This window comes from Pseudomonadota bacterium (assembly GCA_039033415.1).
Taxonomy (GTDB): Bacteria; Pseudomonadota; Gammaproteobacteria; order Xanthomonadales; family SZUA-38; genus JANQOZ01.
Genome location: JBCCCR010000032.1, coordinates 54,765 through 71,297 on the forward strand (window position 1 = coordinate 54,765; position 16,533 = coordinate 71,297).

General features: G+C 63.4%; 17 protein-coding genes. 1 reads left to right on the plus strand and 16 read right to left on the minus strand.

Annotated features, from left to right (window positions below; translation table 11 throughout):
- Nucleotides 1-20: 20 nt before the first annotated feature.
- Nucleotides 21-488 (minus strand): hypothetical protein, encoded by a 468-nt coding sequence (locus AAF358_22030; protein MEM7708248.1) that lies wholly within the window; start codon nucleotides 486-488, stop codon nucleotides 21-23.
- 211 nt (nucleotides 489-699) lie between these two features.
- Here AAF358_22030 and AAF358_22035 point away from each other — a divergent pair, with 211 nt between their 5' ends.
- On the plus strand, nucleotides 700-2,730 hold the full coding sequence (locus AAF358_22035) for a 3-hydroxyacyl-CoA dehydrogenase NAD-binding domain-containing protein (protein MEM7708249.1): 2,031 nt from the start codon (nucleotides 700-702) through the stop codon (nucleotides 2,728-2,730).
- A gap of 26 nt (nucleotides 2,731-2,756) precedes the next feature.
- On the opposite strand, the gene AAF358_22040 is transcribed toward AAF358_22035, so the two are convergent.
- The 15 genes from AAF358_22040 to AAF358_22110 all read right to left on the minus strand — a co-directional run bounded on the left by AAF358_22040 (nucleotide 2,757) and on the right by AAF358_22110 (nucleotide 16,451).
- Entirely contained in the window at nucleotides 2,757-3,098 is a 342-nt protein-coding gene (locus AAF358_22040) for a PilZ domain-containing protein (GenBank protein ID MEM7708250.1), read from the minus strand.
- A 23-nt stretch (nucleotides 3,099-3,121) separates the two neighbouring features.
- Nucleotides 3,122-4,072 carry a hypothetical protein gene (locus tag AAF358_22045; GenBank protein MEM7708251.1) on the minus strand — a complete coding sequence of 317 codons (951 nt, stop codon included), beginning with the start codon at nucleotides 4,070-4,072 and terminating at the stop codon, nucleotides 3,122-3,124.
- Entirely contained in the window at nucleotides 4,069-4,713 is a 645-nt protein-coding gene (tmk, locus tag AAF358_22050) for a dTMP kinase (GenBank protein MEM7708252.1), read from the minus strand. Before tmk ends, AAF358_22045 begins: the two co-directional genes overlap by 4 nt.
- 123 nt (nucleotides 4,714-4,836) lie before the next feature.
- Nucleotides 4,837-5,862 (minus strand): endolytic transglycosylase MltG, encoded by a 1,026-nt coding sequence (gene mltG / locus AAF358_22055; GenBank protein MEM7708253.1) that lies wholly within the window; start codon nucleotides 5,860-5,862, stop codon nucleotides 4,837-4,839.
- Nucleotides 5,862-6,704 (minus strand): aminotransferase class IV, encoded by an 843-nt coding sequence (locus AAF358_22060; GenBank protein MEM7708254.1) that lies wholly within the window; start codon nucleotides 6,702-6,704, stop codon nucleotides 5,862-5,864. The genes mltG and AAF358_22060 overlap by 1 nt, the downstream gene beginning before the upstream one ends.
- Before the next feature lie 2 nt (nucleotides 6,705-6,706).
- Complete coding sequence (locus AAF358_22065; GenBank protein ID MEM7708255.1) at nucleotides 6,707-8,077, minus strand: aminodeoxychorismate synthase component I; 1,371 nt, start codon at nucleotides 8,075-8,077, stop codon at nucleotides 6,707-6,709.
- Nucleotides 8,071-9,309 (minus strand): beta-ketoacyl-ACP synthase II, encoded by a 1,239-nt coding sequence (gene fabF, locus AAF358_22070; GenBank protein MEM7708256.1) that lies wholly within the window; start codon nucleotides 9,307-9,309, stop codon nucleotides 8,071-8,073. Before fabF ends, AAF358_22065 begins: the two co-directional genes overlap by 7 nt.
- Nucleotides 9,310-9,439: 130 nt before the next feature.
- Nucleotides 9,440-9,676 carry an acyl carrier protein gene (acpP, locus tag AAF358_22075; protein MEM7708257.1) on the minus strand — a complete coding sequence of 79 codons (237 nt, stop codon included), beginning with the start codon at nucleotides 9,674-9,676 and terminating at the stop codon, nucleotides 9,440-9,442.
- Nucleotides 9,677-9,807: 131 nt separating this feature from the next.
- Nucleotides 9,808-10,554 carry a 3-oxoacyl-ACP reductase FabG gene (gene fabG / locus AAF358_22080; protein MEM7708258.1) on the minus strand — a complete coding sequence of 249 codons (747 nt, stop codon included), beginning with the start codon at nucleotides 10,552-10,554 and terminating at the stop codon, nucleotides 9,808-9,810.
- Between the two features lie 2 nt (nucleotides 10,555-10,556).
- Nucleotides 10,557-11,498 (minus strand): ACP S-malonyltransferase, encoded by a 942-nt coding sequence (gene fabD / locus AAF358_22085; protein MEM7708259.1) that lies wholly within the window; start codon nucleotides 11,496-11,498, stop codon nucleotides 10,557-10,559.
- 108 nt (nucleotides 11,499-11,606) lie between these two features.
- Entirely contained in the window at nucleotides 11,607-12,596 is a 990-nt protein-coding gene (locus AAF358_22090) for a beta-ketoacyl-ACP synthase III (protein MEM7708260.1), read from the minus strand.
- 104 nt (nucleotides 12,597-12,700) lie between these two features.
- Nucleotides 12,701-13,708 (minus strand): phosphate acyltransferase PlsX, encoded by a 1,008-nt coding sequence (plsX, locus tag AAF358_22095; GenBank protein MEM7708261.1) that lies wholly within the window; start codon nucleotides 13,706-13,708, stop codon nucleotides 12,701-12,703.
- 77 nt (nucleotides 13,709-13,785) lie between these two features.
- A complete protein-coding gene (gene rpmF / locus AAF358_22100; protein MEM7708262.1) occupies nucleotides 13,786-13,986 on the minus strand; it encodes a 50S ribosomal protein L32 in 201 nt (66 codons plus the stop codon).
- A 20-nt stretch (nucleotides 13,987-14,006) separates the two neighbouring features.
- On the minus strand, nucleotides 14,007-14,510 hold the full coding sequence (locus AAF358_22105) for a YceD family protein (protein MEM7708263.1): 504 nt from the start codon (nucleotides 14,508-14,510) through the stop codon (nucleotides 14,007-14,009).
- Between the two features lie 24 nt (nucleotides 14,511-14,534).
- On the minus strand, nucleotides 14,535-16,451 hold the full coding sequence (locus AAF358_22110; GenBank protein ID MEM7708264.1) for a glycosyltransferase family 39 protein: 1,917 nt from the start codon (nucleotides 16,449-16,451) through the stop codon (nucleotides 14,535-14,537).
- Nucleotides 16,452-16,533: the final 82 nt, after the last annotated feature.

The following is a 16,533-nucleotide window of genomic DNA, read 5'->3' on the forward strand; positions in this document are numbered from 1 at the left end:
CATCATTGTGTGCGCCCGCGTCATGCGACCACCCAGCGGCCGTCTCGCAGCCTGGGCTTGAGCTGGTTTTGCTGCTGCTGCTCAAACACGTGGTAGATGGTGTCAGACAGCAAGCCCGGTAAGCGGATGTCCTGCCCAAGCAGAATGATTTTGCGCTGATAGCCATCGCGAGATGCCGCAACACCCCGCAGGTGCTCCACGCTCCGGTGCTGCAGATGGCCTTGGAAGTCTGAAAACACGTACACGCCGTAATGCATGCTCTTGAGAACGTAGCGCAGGGCGTCGCTGAGCTGGCGGCTACCCGGCACGCTAATGTCCGAAGCCTTCATGCTCACCAGCCCCTGGTTCGGGCCCCAGTGGTAAACCGAGCGCCCGCTGGCACGGCACATCACGCGAAACTGGACCAGCGCCGCGTCAACGTCCACGCAATGCAGCGCGATGACGTTTTCCTCGCGTTCAATCAGCTGGTCGTAAAAATCTTGTCCCATCGTTTTCCCGGCTAAGGCGTGCGCCTGACAGAAAGTCGAGTCTAGACCCCAAAACTATTATTTTCAATGCACTACACGCACTATTTAGACTGTTTGTAAGCTTTGGATCGATGCCGGAACGCGCAGTTCCGGTAGGCACAATACCCCTGGCCATGGAATAATTGTGTTAACGCAAGCGAAGCCCTTTTCAGCCACCCGATTCGGAGTCCTCATGTTTGAAGGCCTGCGCCTAAGACACTGGCGTCACTCAGTCGCCGACAGCGGCATTGTTCACCTGGTGATGGACGTTGCCGACGCCAACGCCAACACTTTTTCTCGCGCCGTGATGCGCGAGCTGGGAAGCCTGATTGAACGGGTCCAGATCGACCCACCGCCAGGGCTCCTCATCGCCTCAGGCAAAGACAGCGGCTTCATCGCCGGCGCCGACGTGAGCGAATTCGAGCAGGTGGCGGCCGAAGGGCGAGAGCTTGAGACCATTCGTTACGGCCAGCAGGTGTTCGATGAGCTCGCCGCACTGCCCTGCCCAACGCTGGCAGCCATCGGCGGCTTCTGTATGGGCGGCGGCACCGAACTGGCGCTGGCCTGTGACTATCGCATCGCGACTGAAGACAGCCGCATCGGACTGCCGGAGGTCCAGCTCGGCATTCACCCCGGCTGGGGTGGAACGGTCCGGCTGCCAGCGCTCATCGGTGCTCCGGACGCGATGGACATGATGCTGACCGGTCGTGCGCTCCGCGCGTCCGTCGCTAGGCAAAAGGGCCTGATCGATAAACTCGCCTCACCAGAAGGCCTCCTGGCAGCTGCGGAAAAAATGCTGCTGGCCAAACCCAAGCCTCGCCGCGCGCCGCCGCAGCTGCGCGCACTGAACCTCTGGCCGGCTCGGCAGGCGTTGGCCAAAGTGATCCGCGACAAGACCCGCGCCAAAGCCAACCCGAAACACTACCCTGCCCCCTTTGCGATCATCGAACTGTGGCGCAAGTTTGGCGGCAACCCTCGCGCCATGATGCGCGCTGAAGCGCGCTCGATGGTCAAAATGGCGCGAACCGACACCGCGCGGAATCTGACGCGGGTGTTTTCTCTCCGCGAGGCAATGCGCGAAATCGCGCAGGAAGACGTGGCGCCGATCGAACATGTCCACGTCATCGGTGCAGGTGTAATGGGCGGCGATATCGCCGCCTGGTGTGCGCTGCGTGGACTCAACGTCACGCTGCAGGATCGCGAGGAGAAGTTTGTCGAACCAGCCCTGGTTCGCGCCCGCAAGCTGTTCGAGAAAAAGCTCAAAAAACCGGAGCGGGTTGCCGACGCGGAAGCACGGCTGAATATGGATATCGAAGGTACCGGCGTGGCTGAGGCCGACGTTGTGCTCGAGGCTATTTTCGAAAACCTGGAGGCCAAACAAGCCCTGTTTGCAGACGTTGAGCCACGCATGAAAGATGGCGCGGTGGTGGCGACCAATACATCTTCGATTCCGCTACAGCAGCTGGCCGAGGGCTTAAAAGACCCCAGCCGGCTGATCGGGCTGCACTACTTCAATCCGGTCGCCAAAATGCCCCTGCTGGAAATTGTTGCGCACCCCGCCATGGATCCCGCCGTGGAACAGCGATGTCGCGCGCACGCTCGCGGCATCGACAAGCTGGCGGTGACCGTGACCAGCACGCCAGGCTTTCTGGTCAATCGGATACTGATGCCCTACATGCTGGAGGCGGTCACGATGGTCTCCGAAGGTGTGCCCGGCAAGCTCATCGATAAAGCCGCCAAAGACTTTGGTATGCCCATGGGCCCGATCGAACTGGTCGATCAGGTGGGGCTGGACGTTGCGGCGTCCGTGGCTGACGTCTTGTCCGAAAACCTCGGGCTGACGATCCCGGAGGGATTGGAAGACATGGTGTCTTCAGGCAAGCGAGGCCGGAAAGACGGTGAGGGGTTCTACCGCTATCCGGAAGGCAAGCCGGTCAAGCCCGACGTGCCGGAGGGATATACAGCGCCGGCCGATATGACCGACCGCATGATCATGCCGTTTCTGAATATGGCGGTAACGTGCCTGAGGGAGAAGGTGGTGGACAGCCCGGAAATGCTGGATGCCGGCATCATCTTCGGGACCGGCTTTGCGCCGTTTCGTGGCGGCCCCTGGCAATACATTCAGGATACGGGAGCCGACGTGCTTAAGCAGAAGCTCGAAGCGCTCCAGTCGCGCTACGGCGATCGCTTTGCACCCGACGCCGGGTGGGACACCATCGCCTGATGTTTCGGGCGGCCTGACCGCCCCGACTACATCGTGTGGGTAGGCCGGTCGGCGTTGACCATGCCGGCCAGGATATTCTCGATTTTGGATTTGGCGATTTCGCCGTCGTTGCCTTCGTTGAACTGAACGCCGATCCCGGCAACCCGGTTGCCCTGGGACCCCGGTGGCGTCACCCAGATCACCTTGCCGGCCACGGGAATACGGTCCTCGTCTTCCATCAGCGTGAGGAGGATGAACACCTCGTCACCCAGCGCGTACTTCTTGTTGGTGGGCACAAACAGCCCGCCGTTTTTGACGTACGGCATAAACGATTGATAGAGCGCCGTCTTATCCTTGATCGAAAGCGACAGGATTCCCTGTCGCGGCATACCACCTGCCATTACCTATCCCCTTAGGCCGCCGAGTCACGCCACGTCAGCAGCAACGCCTCCAGCTGTAGTTCTGCTCGAGCGCTGGTTTTTAGCATCGCTCGACAACGGTTGGTAGCATCATACAGCCGCCAAAGGCTTGTCAAATCATCCTCGGCCGCCGCCGGCGCATGCACCAAGCCCGCCAATTGATCTCGAGCGTAGTGCGCAAGCTGCCGCAGTTTCAGCTCGGTGACTTCACCACCAAGCCAGCCTGCGGCCAGGTCCGATACCGGCGTCTTGCCGCTGCGAAGCGCATCGAGATCGTCAGCGATACCGTCGCCGTCGGGCAGCTCCTCTCGGAGCGCCAGAGAGAGCGCGTCATCAACGCGACCGTTGGCCAGCGCCACAATGCGCTTGGCCTGGTCGGCCCCGAGCGCTTCCACCGTCTCGCAAAGGTAGTGCTCCAGTTCCGCGGGATCGGGTGCGGGAACCAGCACCGTTTGACACCGGGAGAGAATGGTGGCCGCCAGCGCGCTGCGCCGGGCGGTGCACAGAATCAGCACCGTGTCAGGCGGCGGCTCCTCGAGTGTTTTCAGCAGCGAGTTGGCGGCAGCGGTATTCATAGCGTCAGCCGGGTGAATCACAAAAACCCGCTGCCCGGTGGCGGTCAGCGTTGCGTTGCGCGCCAGAGCGCGGGTTTGGTCGATCAGAATCTGACCGCTCTTGGACTCGGGCTTCAGCACAACGAGGTCCGGATGACTTCCCGCCTGCACCCAGCTACGCGCCTGCGCGTCCGTCCGACATAGCAGATGCTGCGCCAGCGCCAGCGCCAGCTCCACCGTGAGCCGATCGCCCGACAGCAGCAGCGCGTGAGGTAGCCGATCCTGAGCGGCGAGGTTTTTGAGGTAGGCCAGCGAGGGCTCGAGCCACGGCATCGCTTCAAGACCATGCGCAGCTTCCCTCGCGGAGTCTGGACTGGCTGGGTTCGTCATTGGGCGCCCCCGAACCGGTCCAGGATGCCGTTGACAGCCGCAGAGACGTCCGCCGCCACGGCGCGCCGACTCCTGCCGGCGTTGATCACCCGATAGCGGCTGTTGCCCCGCGCCCGCCGAAGGTAGGCCTTACGGACGCGCTGATAAAACGCGGCGCGTTCCCGCTCGAAACGATCCGCAGTGCGGTTTCGGGTTGCCCGGGTCAGGCCTCGGCCCGGTGCAACGTCGAGGAGCAAGACCAGATCCGGGCGGGCCAGGCGCGGCAGCCAGCGTTCCAGCGTTTCGATCTTTGACCACGGCAGCTCCCGTCCGCCGCCCTGGTACGCAAAGGATGCGTCGACAAAGCGATCGCAGATCACCCAGGTACCCTCCCGCAACGCCGGGACAATGACGTTCTCCACGTGATCAAAGCGGGCGGCAAATACCATTAGCAGCTCGGACAGGGGCGCAATCTCAGAAGCGGGATTCAGCAGCAGGCTGCGCAGCGCTTCGGCCAGCTCCGTACCTCCCGGTTCCCGGGTGCTGACAAAAGGCACCGCGCGGCTTTTGAGAAGCTTTTCGATGACCCTCAGGTTCGTGCTTTTGCCGGCCCCCTCACCGCCCTCCAGGGTAATAAAGCGACCGCGCGGCGGGGCACTCATCGACGGCATCCCAAAATCAGCGATCCGGCGGCAACCCGAGGCAACGCGGCGTTGGCCTTAAGGCAAACGCTGACCTGAGGCGGGAAATTGATACTGACAATATGCATTAAATAACTGTCTTATTTATTTGTTTTTAATCGGATTTATTTGATATTCCTGAACCGCTTGGTTGTGCGCCTCCAGCGTTTCAGAGAACTGATGGCTGCCGTCTCCTCGGGCCACAAAATAAAGCGCCTTCCCCGCCTCGGGCTGCGCCACCGCGTCGAGCGCCGCCCGGCCCGGCAGAGCAATCGGGGTCGGCGGCAGGCCAAAGCGCGTGTAGGTGTTGTAGGGCGTATCGCTGCGCAGGTCGCGGCGCCGCAGGTTGCCGTCGAACGCGTCACCCAAGCCGTAAATCACCGTCGGATCGGTCTGCAGCCGCATACGGAGCTCTAGTCGCCGCAAAAACACGCCAGCGATCTGAGCCCGTTCGCTCGCCAGCCCCGTCTCCTTCTCAACAATCGATGCCAGAATCAGCATCTCCTCGGGTGCCGTCAACGCCGCTTCCGGGTCCCGACGCTCCCAGGCCTCTGCCAGCGCCTGCTGCATCGCCGCATAGGCCCGCTGATAGAGCGACACATCGGTGGTGTTGCGGGGAAAGTAGTAAGTTTCCGGAAGGAACCAGCCCTCCAGATGCTCGAGCTCCGGATCGATCCGGCGGGCGATTTCTGTCGCCGGCAGCTCCAGCAGCGTGTGGTCCAGCGCAGGATGCCGGTCGACCGCCGCCGCCAGATCGCTGAAACGCCAGCCCTCCACAATCGTCAGAGCGTGCTGAACCACCCTGCCCTCGGCAAGCAGCGTCAGCAGCTCGTTGGGCCTGAGGCCCGGCGACAGCTGATACTCACCCGCCTGGATGCGGCTGGCCAGGGCGCTGCGTCGGCCCAGCACCCACCAATGCCAGGGATCCTGGATCAAGCCCTCGCCCTCCAGGTCTTTGATGATCGCAGCAAACCCCTGGCCGGACGTTATCGTGAAAGGCACCGGTTGGCTGTTGGGCAACGGATCGTCGAGGAACGACTGATAGCTCCGGTACGCCCACAGCCCGGCACCCAGCGCCAGGACCCCACTAATGGCCATCACCACGCCAACCATTTTTAGGAGCGTCTTCATCAGGAGCTCGCCAACGCCCCTCGCGTTTCCTGCCGCTCCAGCGCTGAGGTCAAACGCTCTGACAGTAGCCGCGCTGCCTCGCCGGTCAACGTGTTGATCCCGACCAGTTCGGTGATCGGCTCAACACCACGCACCGCGTTACAAAGCGCTAGCGCCGCGCAATGCTCCAGATCGCTCAGGCCCAGCTTCGCGACCCGCGCAAGGCCATGGCTCAGCAACGCGGCTCGGCATGCGCCTTCTACGCCGGCCCCAACCGTTGGCGTCAACCACTGCGCATGCTCGTCCGGCAGCACCAGCACGTTACTCTGCAATCCCTCGCAGAGTTGTCCCTGCGGGTCGAAAACCAGCCCTTCGTCCCAGCAGCACTCCGCTACTTCCTGAGCGAGCAACACCTGATCCAGGCGCGAAAGATGTTTGAGACCCGCCGCCGGCCCGGGGCTCGGCAGCCGCTCTTCGCAAATGCCAACCCGCAGACCACCCCGGGGTGCAGGCATCGGCAAACGCACCAGCAGACGCCGTGGCTGCTCCAGCCCGCTGGGGGCATAGCCGGGCCGCAGGCTGCTGCCTCGCGTCACGGTCAGGCGCAGCACACAATCGTTTTGGGCCGCCAGCGTTCGACACTCGTCGAGCAGCAGTGCCCGGGAAGGCAGCTCGATCCTTAACCGCTCAGCGCCGCGCTCGAGCCGTTCCATATGCCAGGGCCAAAGCGCACACCGGCCATCGCGAAAGGCTGTGGTTTCAAACAGGCCGTCGCCATAGAGCAGCCCGCGATCGTTGAGCGGCAGGCTGTCTGCCGGATTACCATCGATCAGCGCGGCGGGTTCAACGACCAGCTCACCCATGGTCAGCCGGCACAGCTTTGGTTGGCGGACGTGGGCTTCAGTGATGCCAGCAGCCCGCTGGCTTTGTGGCGGGTCTCTTCCAGCTCGCGGGTCGGCTGGGAGTCCGCGACGATGCCGGCACCGGCGCGAAGCGACAGGCGCTGATCGCTCACGTGGAACGAACGAATCAGAATATTCACGTCCATATGGCCGCTGCGGCACAGGTAACCCATGGAACCAGTGTAGGGGCCGCGCCCTACCCCTTCCAGCTCGCCGATGATTTCCATGCAACGCACCTTCGGACAGCCGGTGATGGTGCCGCCGGGAAAGACCGCGCGGATCACGTCGACGGGCGAAACCTCAGGACGCAGGCGACCATGCACCGCCGAAACGAGATGGTGAACTCGGGCATAGGTCTCCGTGGTCATAAACTGCTCCACGTTGATGCTGCCAGGCTGGCACACCCGACCGAGATCGTTCCGCTCCAGGTCGATCAGCATCACGTGTTCCGCCTGCTCCTTGGGATGCGCAAGAAGCTGGCGCTTCAGCTCCTCGTCCGCCCGCGGCTCAGCAGCGCGTGGAAAGGTACCGGCGATCGGGCGCGTCTGTACGTCCAGTCCGTCAATTCGAACCAACCGCTCTGGTGATGAGCTGACAATCGCGGAATCGCCCCAAACCGCCAGGCCGGCAAACGGTGCTGGGTTGGTCTTACGAAGCTGTCGATAAAGCGACGAGGGCGTGCTGCCGCACGGCCCCTCCCAGGCGCGGGAGATGTTGGCCTGAAAAACGTCGCCGGCAAGGATGTAGGACTTGACGCGTTCAACGGCGCTCAGAAATGGCGCTGCGTCCGCCTCGCGAAGGGCACAGGTTGGATCAGGGTCATGCGGCACCGGCGCCGGGGCCCGGTAGTCCGCCTCCAGGCGAGCCAGCAGGAACGGGGTTTCAGCGACCGCGTAGGTCTGCTGCTCATGGTGATCAAAGACCAACGCCGCGGGACACCGGACGGCCAACGCCTGCGGAAACCCGGTTCGTGCGTCGGGCAACGCCTCGAGAACCGACTCGATGCCCCGCCCCACCTCGTAGCCGAGGTGGAGAAACCACCCCCCCAGGAACGGCAGATCGTGCGGCCGCTCGTCGCCAAGGACTTGCTGTTGTTGCTCGATCGATCGCCGGGTCCATTGATCCAGCCAGCTCAGAAATCGCGCGGCATCGCTGCCGCTGGCGGTCGCCGGCAGGGCGAGCGAACCGCCGCCGGCCAGAAAGAGCATGTCGTAGCGCGCATCGGGCGTACCGCTGGCGACACTCTCCAGCAGGAACGGATAGCGGTCGGGAGCGGCCTCGTGTAGCTCCAGAAAGTCCCGCCGCCCCTCAAGTTGGGTGCAACAGGTCAGAATTTCTTAAATACCAGCGTGCCGTTGGTGCCGCCGAAGCCAAACGAGTTGGAAAGAACGTGTCCCACCTCAGCCTGCCGTGAGTCGCCAGGCACAAAGTCAAGATCACAGCCCTCTCCCGGCTTGTCGAGGTTGATCGTTGCGGGGACCACCTGATCGCGCAGGCTGAGCACGGAGAAAATCGCCTCAACGCCGCCAGCGGCCCCCAGCAGGTGACCGGTCATCGACTTAGTGGAGCTGACAGGAATCTTGTAGGCGTGCTCGCCAAAGGTGCTTTTGATCGCCTTGCACTCTGCCAGATCGCCCACCGGCGTGGAGGTCCCGTGGGCGTTGACGTAGCTGATTTCGTCTCCGTTCAGACCGGCATCAGCCAAAGCAGCGGCCATACACTGAGCCGCACCCTCCCCGCCTTCCGGCGGTGAGGTCATGTGAAACGCGTCTCCGGACATCCCGAAGCCCACGAGTTCAGCATAGATCTCGGCGCCGCGCGCCTCGGCGTGCTCCAGCGACTCCAGGACCATCACGCCGGCGCCATCCGACAGCACAAACCCGTCACGCTCCTCGTCCCACGGCCGACTCGCGCCTTGGGGGTCGTCGTTACGAGTCGACATCGCCTTAGCTGAGGCAAAGCCGCCCATCGCCACGTCACAGGTGGCATATTCGGTCCCGCCCGCAACCATCACGTCACAGTCGCCATAAGCGATCAGGCGCTGGGCGAGCCCGATGTTGTGCGTGCCCGTAGTACAGGCGGTGACGGTTGCGAGATTGGGGCCTTTGAGGCCGTGCATGATCGATATATGGCCCGACACCATGTTGATGATGGTGGAGGGCACAAAAAACGGCGAGATACGTCGCGGCCCCGAACTGCTGTACTGGATCGAGGTTTTCTGGATCGTGGCGATGCCGCCGATGCCGGCGGCGACCGACACGCCGATCCGGGTGAGATCCTCGTTTTCGAGTTCAAGCCCGGCGTCGTTCATCGCGTCAACCGATGCCGCGATCCCATAGTGGATAAACGGGTCCATCTTGCGGGCGTCTTTCGGCGACAGGTAGTCCCCGATCTCAAAATCGCGAACCTCACCGGCGATGCGTGTAGCAAAGGCGCTGGCGTCAAAGTTTGTCACCGGACCAATGCCGCTACGGCCGTTCAGCACGCTATCCCAGGCGCTTGCGATATCGTTTCCGACCGGGGACTTGATACCCAGTCCCGTCACCACAACTCTGCGTTTACCCATTAGCTTTGCCCTCGGATCGTCGGCCTGTCACCCAGCGGTGCCAAGCCGCGTCTGTTTTTACAGCGCCATAACGACAGAAGCTGCACACCGGGTGGTGCGCAGCTTCCCGTACGCTCATTGACAGCTGACGTTAGCCGACGTTTTGTGAGATGTAGTCGATGGCCTGCTGCACGCTGGTGATCTTCTCCGCCTGCTCGTCGGGGATTTCGCACTCGAACTCCTCTTCCAGCGCCATCACCAGCTCAACCGTGTCCAGAGAATCGGCGCCAAGATCGTCGACAAAGGACGCGCTGGGCGTGACTTCGTCTTCTTTAACGCCCAACTGCTCGACCACAATTTTCTTGACCCGCTCTTCAATGCTACTCATTTGAGTGTGTTCCTCCTGAAATGCGCGCACATTGTAGTGAAAGTGTATGCGCTGATCCACTGTTTCAAGGCCCTGATTTCCTTTGAAACGTTTGTATGAATATGGCCTGGCAAACCGGTTATTTACCAGGGTTACGCCATGTACATGCCGCCATTCACGTGTAGCGTCTCGCCGGTGATGTATCCGGCGGCGGGCGACGCCAGGAACCGCACCGCTGCGGCGATATCTTCACCCTCGCCTAGGCGCTTGAGGGGAATCTGTCCCAGCAGCGTTTCGCGCTGCGCTTCCGGCAGCGCCCGCGTCATGTCTGTGTCGATAAATCCGGGCGCAACCGTATTGGCGGTAATGCCGCGTGAGCCCACCTCTTTGGCCAATGACTTGGTAAAACCGATCATTCCCGCCTTGGCCGCCGCATAGTTCGCCTGGCCCGGGTTTCCGACCACGCCGATGACGGAAGCGATGTTGATAATCCGGCCGTAGCGGGCTTTCATCATCCCGCGCATGCAGGCTTTGCTCATGCGGAAGACCGACTTGAGATTGGTATCCATGATCTGATCCCAGTCATCGTCATTCATTCGCAGCAGCAGCTGGTCGCGGGTGATACCGGCGTTATTGACCAGCACCGCCGGCGGCGCCGGCAGTGACGCCAGCAGCTCAGCGATTCCGTCAGCGCTCGTAACGTCGAGCACCCGCCCTGCGTGTTCTGCGCCCTCGGCTCCGCCCGCGGCCTTCAGCGCCTCGTCGATCGCCGCAGCGCCCGCCTCACTGGTGGCCGTTCCGGTAACGCTTGCTCCGGCCGCCACGAGTTCAGCGGCAATCGCCGCGCCGATCCCGCGGGTTGCGCCGGTGACCAGCGCGAGTTTTCCGGCAAGTTCCATAGCTACTCCAGTTCGCTCAGCTCTGCGTGGATCGACGGCATGTCGATCAACGCCGTTTGGGTCACCTCGCGGTTGATACGGCGGGTCAGGCCCGACAGCACCTTACCCGGCCCGCACTCGACGATCCGCGTTGTGCCCGACTCCACCAGAAACTCGATGGTCTCCACCCAGCGCACTGGCTGATAGAGCTGGCGCACCAGCGACTCGCGGATCTGTTCGGGTTCCTGGAAGATCGCCACGTCGGCATTTTGCAGCACCGGCACCTGGGGCTGGCGAAGGTTGACCTGTTCCAGGCGCTTGCCCAGCTCCTCCGCTGCCGGCTTCACAAGATCACAGTGACAGGGCACGCTCACCGGCAGGATCGCTGCGCGCTTCGCGCCCGCCTCCCGCGCCATGCGCACCGCGCGGTCAACCGCGTCGACCGAGCCCGCTATCACCGTCTGCGAGGGCCCGTTCAGATTGGCCGGCGCAACAATCTCGCCCTCCGCCGCTAGCTGACACACCGCCTCAACCCGTTCAGCGTTGAGACCCAGGAGCGCCGCCATGGCGCCCGAGCCGGGTGGCGCCGCCTGCTGCATCAATCGGCCGCGCTCGGCGACGAGCCAGGCGCCGTCAACCAGATCCAGCGCACCGCTGGCGACCAGGGCCGTGTACTCGCCGAGGCTATGGCCCGCCATGATCGACGGCAACGGCCCGCCGTTTTCCCGCCATACCCGCCAGGTCGCAATCCCGGCGACCAGCATGGCAGGCTGGGTGTTTTCGGTGCGGTTTAGCGCCTCTTCCGGGCCCTGCTGCGTCATCTCCCACAGGTCAACGCCCAGTCGGTCCGACGCTTCGGCGAAAGTCTCTTTGACGCTGGGGAAGTCGGCCGCCAGCTCGCTGAGCATGCCCACCGACTGAGACCCCTGGCCGGGGAAGACAAACGCAACTGAATTTCCTGACATATCCTTGCTCGTTATTGTTCTGTCTAAGCCCGGTGTTCGGGCTCGGCGAATGCGACGGGACGGTGGGGCCCACGAGCGCTCGCCGTGAACCTGGACCTGCGAAGCGGATCAGTATCGAATCAGCGCTGATCCCCAGGTGAAGCCGCCGCCGAACGCCTCCAGCAGCAGCACTTCGCCCCGCGCAATTTTTCCTGACCGGACGGCTTCGTCCAGGGCCAGCGGAACGGAGCCTGCTGACGTGTTGCCGTGACGATCGACGGTGACGATCACCCGATCCATCGGCAGCGCCAGCTTTTTCGCCGTCGCTTTGATGATGCGCAGGTTCGCCTGGTGAGGAATCAACCAGTCGACGTCGCTGCGCGTCATGTCGTTGGCAGCCAGCGTTTCGTCAACGATGTTGCCCAACGTGTTGACCGCAACCTTGAAGACCTCGCTGCCTTTCATGCGGATAGCCAACCCACCCTGAGGCTCGGGCTTGAAGCCTCGCGAGACGCCAACCTCAACGTTAAGCAGTTCCTTGTGCGCGCCATTGGCGTGCAGGTGCGTCGACATGATGCCCGGCTTATCGTCAGCGGCGAGCACCACGGCTCCCGCGCCGTCGCCAAACAGCACGCACGTGGTGCGCTCCGTCCAGTCGACCATGCGGGACAGCGTTTCGGCCCCGACCACTAGCACCTTCGACGAGTCGCCGCTGCGAATAAACTTATCGGCGACCCCCAGGGCATAAAGAAAGCCGGAGCAGGCGGCGTTGACGTCAAAAGCGCAGCAGCCGTGGGCACCGATTCGATCCTGGAGGAGACAGGCCGTGCTTGGAAACACCAGATCCGGCGTGGTGGTTCCGACAATGATCGCGTCGAGCTCTTCGGCCTTGACGCCGGCGGCTTCCAGGGCGCGCTTGGCCGCTTCCTCAGACAGGTCGCAGGTTGTCTGTCCCTCAGCAACGATCCGACGTTCGCGAATGCCCGTTCGCGTCTGGATCCACTCGTCGCTAGTGTCGACCAGCCGCTCCAGGTCCGCGTTGGTCAGCACTTTCTCCGGAAGCGCGCTGCCCGTTCCTATTATTGTTGAATAACGCAGAGTTACGCCCTCGCAATCGATAGCGAATCCTGAAGTTTGGGGGGGGAATAGTCAACCGTAACCCGACACTGACACCGTGTCGGTCGGGCGTTCACCGCTCGCGGCGCGCGACCAGCCATACTCTGTTAAAGGAGCTGCACAACCTCGGCGCCGATACGCTCAGCGAGGCCGGCGCGCGCCTCCGCCGCCGCGGTGGCAATCGCATTGCCAAAACCCACGACATCCGCGGCACCGTGACTTTTCACGACCACGCCCGTCAGGCCGAGCAGCGAGGCCCCGTTGTAGTGTCGGGGGTCAAACTTTTTGCGCATCATGGCGAAAGCCGGCCGCGCGGCCGTGGCAGCGGCTTTGCCGGCGACACCGCCGCGACCCAGCGTCCGCAGCTCTTCCATCAAAAGCTGCGAGATACCCTCGCTGCACTTCAGCGCCACGTTGCCCGTGAAGCCGTCACAGACCACCACGTCCAGCTCCCCCAGGAAAATGTCGTGGCCTTCAGCAAAACCACAATATTCAAGCGCTGAGTCGCTTAGCAGCTGGTGGGCGCGTCGAACGGTATCGTTGCCTTTGATGGATTCGGTGCCGATGTTCAGCAGCCCGACGCGAGGCGTTTCCTGATCGCCGGTGGCCCGAGACACTGCGGTCCCCATGTGCGCAAATTGGTAGAGATGATCTGCGCTGACCGACGCGTTGGCGCCGAGATCGAGCACCGTGGTGAGCCCGCGCCGGGATGGCAGTGAAGCGCAGATAGCCGGACGCTCGACGCCAGGCAAAGTCTTGAGAATCGAACGGGCCAGCGCCATGAGCGCGCCGGTATTGCCGGCACTGACGCAGGCGTCAGCACTCCCTTCGAATACCAGCTCGAGGGCACGGCCCATGGTGGAACGGGTTTTGCGCCGCAGGGCGTCGCCAACAGATTCGTCCATGGCGACGGATTCAGCGGCCACCACAACGGCCACGCGCTCTGCGTCAGCCTCGGGCAGCGCCTGATGCCACGGGTCAAGCGTGTCCTGGTCGCCGACCACCTGCAGGTACAGCAGACTGTCGGACGCCAGCGCCTCGGCACAGGCGCCGAGAGTGACTTCGCTGCCGTGATCGCCGCCAGCGGCGTCAACGGCGACCACCGCGCGGTTCACAAGCTCGGGATCCCTGGCCTGCTCATCGTCATGATCCAGGGTGGCCGCGGCGCTCAACTAGGCAGCTAGATGCCCGCTTAGTCCAGCTCGTCTTCGTCGATTTCCGGCGCGGTGTCCACCACCTTGCGGCCGCGATAGTAGCCGTCGGCGGTGATGTGATGCCGCAGGTGAGTCTCACCCGTGGTCGGGTCGATCGACAGCGCCGGCGCCGACAGCTTGTCGTGCCCGCGGCGTGCGCCTCGCGTCGAGGGGGTCCGTCTGCTTTTTTGAACAGCCATTGCTTTTTCTCCAGCTTTTTTTAGCGCTTGCCAAGGCCAAGCTCACCCAGCTTGGCAAACGGGTTTTCCGATTCTTCCACCGCGGGGCCAAAACCCGCGTCAACACTCTCTCCGGCTGACGCCGGGATCAGCGGCACGGCCAGGATCAACTCATCTTCCACAATGTCCGTGAGCGCCACCTGTCCCTCACTGACCACCAGGGGCTCATAGTCCTCCGGCAGCGTGACGTCATCCGCCTCATCGCGCACCAGCCCCAGGCGGCTGCGCTGCTCCAGCGGATGCAAAAAACGCTCAAGCGTCCGCTGACATCGCAGCGGCAACGTTGCGGAAGCCGCAACGTCCACCACCGGCAGTCCGTTGGTGTCGCGTCCGAACTTCAACGTGAAGCTCACCTCACCGTCCAGCGGTGGTGCCAGCATGGGCGCGAGCCGCTCGAATCGATTGAGGGGCCACGTGCCGCTGAAACCCTGTCCGCTGCTGACCAATCGCCAGGGATCGACGTGGCTTGGAAAATCGCGCGACATAACCGGCGAATGATATCGGCAAGCTTAGCGTGTCGCAAGCTCCAGCCAGCGAGGGTCCGATACCCGCACGCCGCCATCCCGTTCGTGAATTTGCAGCTGAAGCTGCCGACGGCCCGCATTTTCGGGCGTGATGGCGATCGTCCCGGTAAATCCGGTCAGCGGGTGATCCGGGGCGTCGGTCGCGTCAAAAAACTCCCCGACGCCCGGCCGAGGCAGGCCAAACTCCGTCGTCGACACCCGCTCGCCGTCGAGCAACAGGTCCACCGCGCGCACGCCCTGCGACGTTTCCAGCGCCCAGCCCTGCACCTGAACCACGCCGATGTGGCGAGAATCGGGTGTCGGAGCGTCGATGTACCAGAACGCCGGCTGGTCGCAGCCGGCTGACGACGCCATGGCCGCTTCTACACCCGGCGTTGTCTGCCAGACCAGCACCCGCTTGCGTCCGCCAAACAAGACGATCTCATCAACGATACGTGCACTGCCGAGCTGTTCGCAGAGTGCTTTTACCCATCGCGTCCGCTCTACCAGGTCCAGCGCGGTGACCTCAACCGCAACGAGAGCCGGTTCCGAGATGGGTTCGCGATGGTCGAGACCCCAAATCGCCAGCTGCACCGCACGGCCATGTTTGTGGTTGAGCGGATGATCCAGGCTCTCAATCGGTTCGCCAAGCTCGTAGGTCAGCTCGGCCGCGAGCATGAAGTTATCGGCGAGAAGTCGCCGGACGCCACGATCGCGGCGAAGCTCACCCAGACGCTCGGCAAACTGAGGCCACCCGATTAGATTGTCAGGCAACACGTCCGCGGAGACGGGACGTTGATCCGTGCGCTGGGCCGCGGACCGCCAGTAGCTGAGCATCCCGCTGGACAACGCCAGCCCGGGCACCACCGCCAGCAGGATCACCGCCACCGAGACACCTGGACGCCCTCGCCGAAACAGGGGCTCAAGCACCGCCGGCAGGCCAGCGCAGAGGGTCAGCCAGCCGGCCAGCGACCAGTGAAAGCTGACGCGCTCGGTGTCGACCAGCGGAGAGGCCAGCCAGTAGAAGACGATCGGAAACGCCCCGAGCCACAGCAGCACGGCGGCAAAGCCGCCGCTTCGCGCTCCCCATTGCCGCGCGGTGGCGCTCAGCAGCAGCCAGCCTAAGACGGGCGTCAGAAGCAGAAGGTCGATCAGCGGCAGCTTGAGGCCTGCCAGCTGCGGCGCCCACGGGTGGCGCTCCACCAGCTGGAAGCTGAGAGCCGCAAAATCCTGGGTGCGATTGAAGTCCCACTGCGGCCACAGCGCCGCCAGCGGCAGCATCGCGGCGAGCCAAGGCCAAGGGCTGCGCAACCGGCTGCGAGCCTCGCGATGCAGCAGAAACAGGCCAGCCATGCCGAGCAGCAGCGGCGCGATGCGGTAGTGGGTCAGCACGCCGAGCGCCAGACACAGCCCGAGGCACAGCCACCAGCCGGGGCGGTTGGCTCCGGTGACGATGCGGGACGCCAGCCAGGCGGACAGCAGCCACACCAGATTCAGCGGCGCTTCGGGGAGCGCAAACGGCGCCACCAGGCCGTGAACCGGCAGCGCGCAGGACAGGCAGCCGGCAACGAGTGCGGCTGGCGCGCTGGCGCCGCCAGTACGGGCCAGTGCGGTCACCAGGACCGGCACGGCCAGCCAGCACAATAGAGACAGGCCCCGAACGCCCAGATAGCTCATGCCAAAAAGCTCGCTGCCGGCCCGGGTCAGCCACGCGGTGAGCGGCGGCAGATCGCTGTAGGCCCACGCAAGGTACCGGCCTTCCAGCCAATAGAACGCCTCGTCGCCAAACAGCGGTAGGGCGCTAGACACGTGGATTCGGGCCAACGACAATGCCAAAAGGCCCAGCAGCGCCCACCAGAACCAGGATCCAGCACCCTCGTGAAAGCGGCCCGTCGTCGCCTGCGGGGCTGCCGCGGGTGGCATGGCAGCGCTCATTTAAGGAAAGATCGGGGTTGGGCCGATAATCACGTTTGGCGCACTCTTTTTATGTCAACGTACATCGCGT

Bases quoted from the DNA above. Each gene is read 5' to 3' on its own strand.
- AAF358_22030 (MEM7708248.1), bottom strand. From the start codon at position 488: ATGGGACAAGATTTTTACGACCAGCTGATTGAACGCGAGGAAAACGTC.
- AAF358_22035 (MEM7708249.1), top strand. From the start codon at position 700: ATGTTTGAAGGCCTGCGCCTAAGACACTGGCGTCACTCAGTCGCCGAC.
- AAF358_22040 (MEM7708250.1), bottom strand. From the start codon at position 3,098: ATGCCGCGACAGGGAATCCTGTCGCTTTCGATCAAGGATAAGACGGCG.
- AAF358_22045 (MEM7708251.1), bottom strand. From the start codon at position 4,072: ATGACGAACCCAGCCAGTCCAGACTCCGCGAGGGAAGCTGCGCATGGT.
- tmk (MEM7708252.1), bottom strand. From the start codon at position 4,713: ATGAGTGCCCCGCCGCGCGGTCGCTTTATTACCCTGGAGGGCGGTGAG.
- mltG (MEM7708253.1), bottom strand. From the start codon at position 5,862: ATGAAGACGCTCCTAAAAATGGTTGGCGTGGTGATGGCCATTAGTGGG.
- AAF358_22060 (MEM7708254.1), bottom strand. From the start codon at position 6,704: ATGGGTGAGCTGGTCGTTGAACCCGCCGCGCTGATCGATGGTAATCCG.
- fabF (MEM7708256.1), bottom strand. From the start codon at position 9,309: ATGGGTAAACGCAGAGTTGTGGTGACGGGACTGGGTATCAAGTCCCCG.
- acpP (MEM7708257.1), bottom strand. From the start codon at position 9,676: ATGAGTAGCATTGAAGAGCGGGTCAAGAAAATTGTGGTCGAGCAGTTG.
- fabG (MEM7708258.1), bottom strand. From the start codon at position 10,554: ATGGAACTTGCCGGAAAACTCGCGCTGGTCACCGGCGCAACCCGCGGG.
- fabD (MEM7708259.1), bottom strand. From the start codon at position 11,498: ATGTCAGGAAATTCAGTTGCGTTTGTCTTCCCCGGCCAGGGGTCTCAG.
- rpmF (MEM7708262.1), bottom strand. From the start codon at position 13,986: ATGGCTGTTCAAAAAAGCAGACGGACCCCCTCGACGCGAGGCGCACGC.
- AAF358_22105 (MEM7708263.1), bottom strand. From the start codon at position 14,510: ATGTCGCGCGATTTTCCAAGCCACGTCGATCCCTGGCGATTGGTCAGC.
- AAF358_22110 (MEM7708264.1), bottom strand. From the start codon at position 16,451: ATGCCACCCGCGGCAGCCCCGCAGGCGACGACGGGCCGCTTTCACGAG.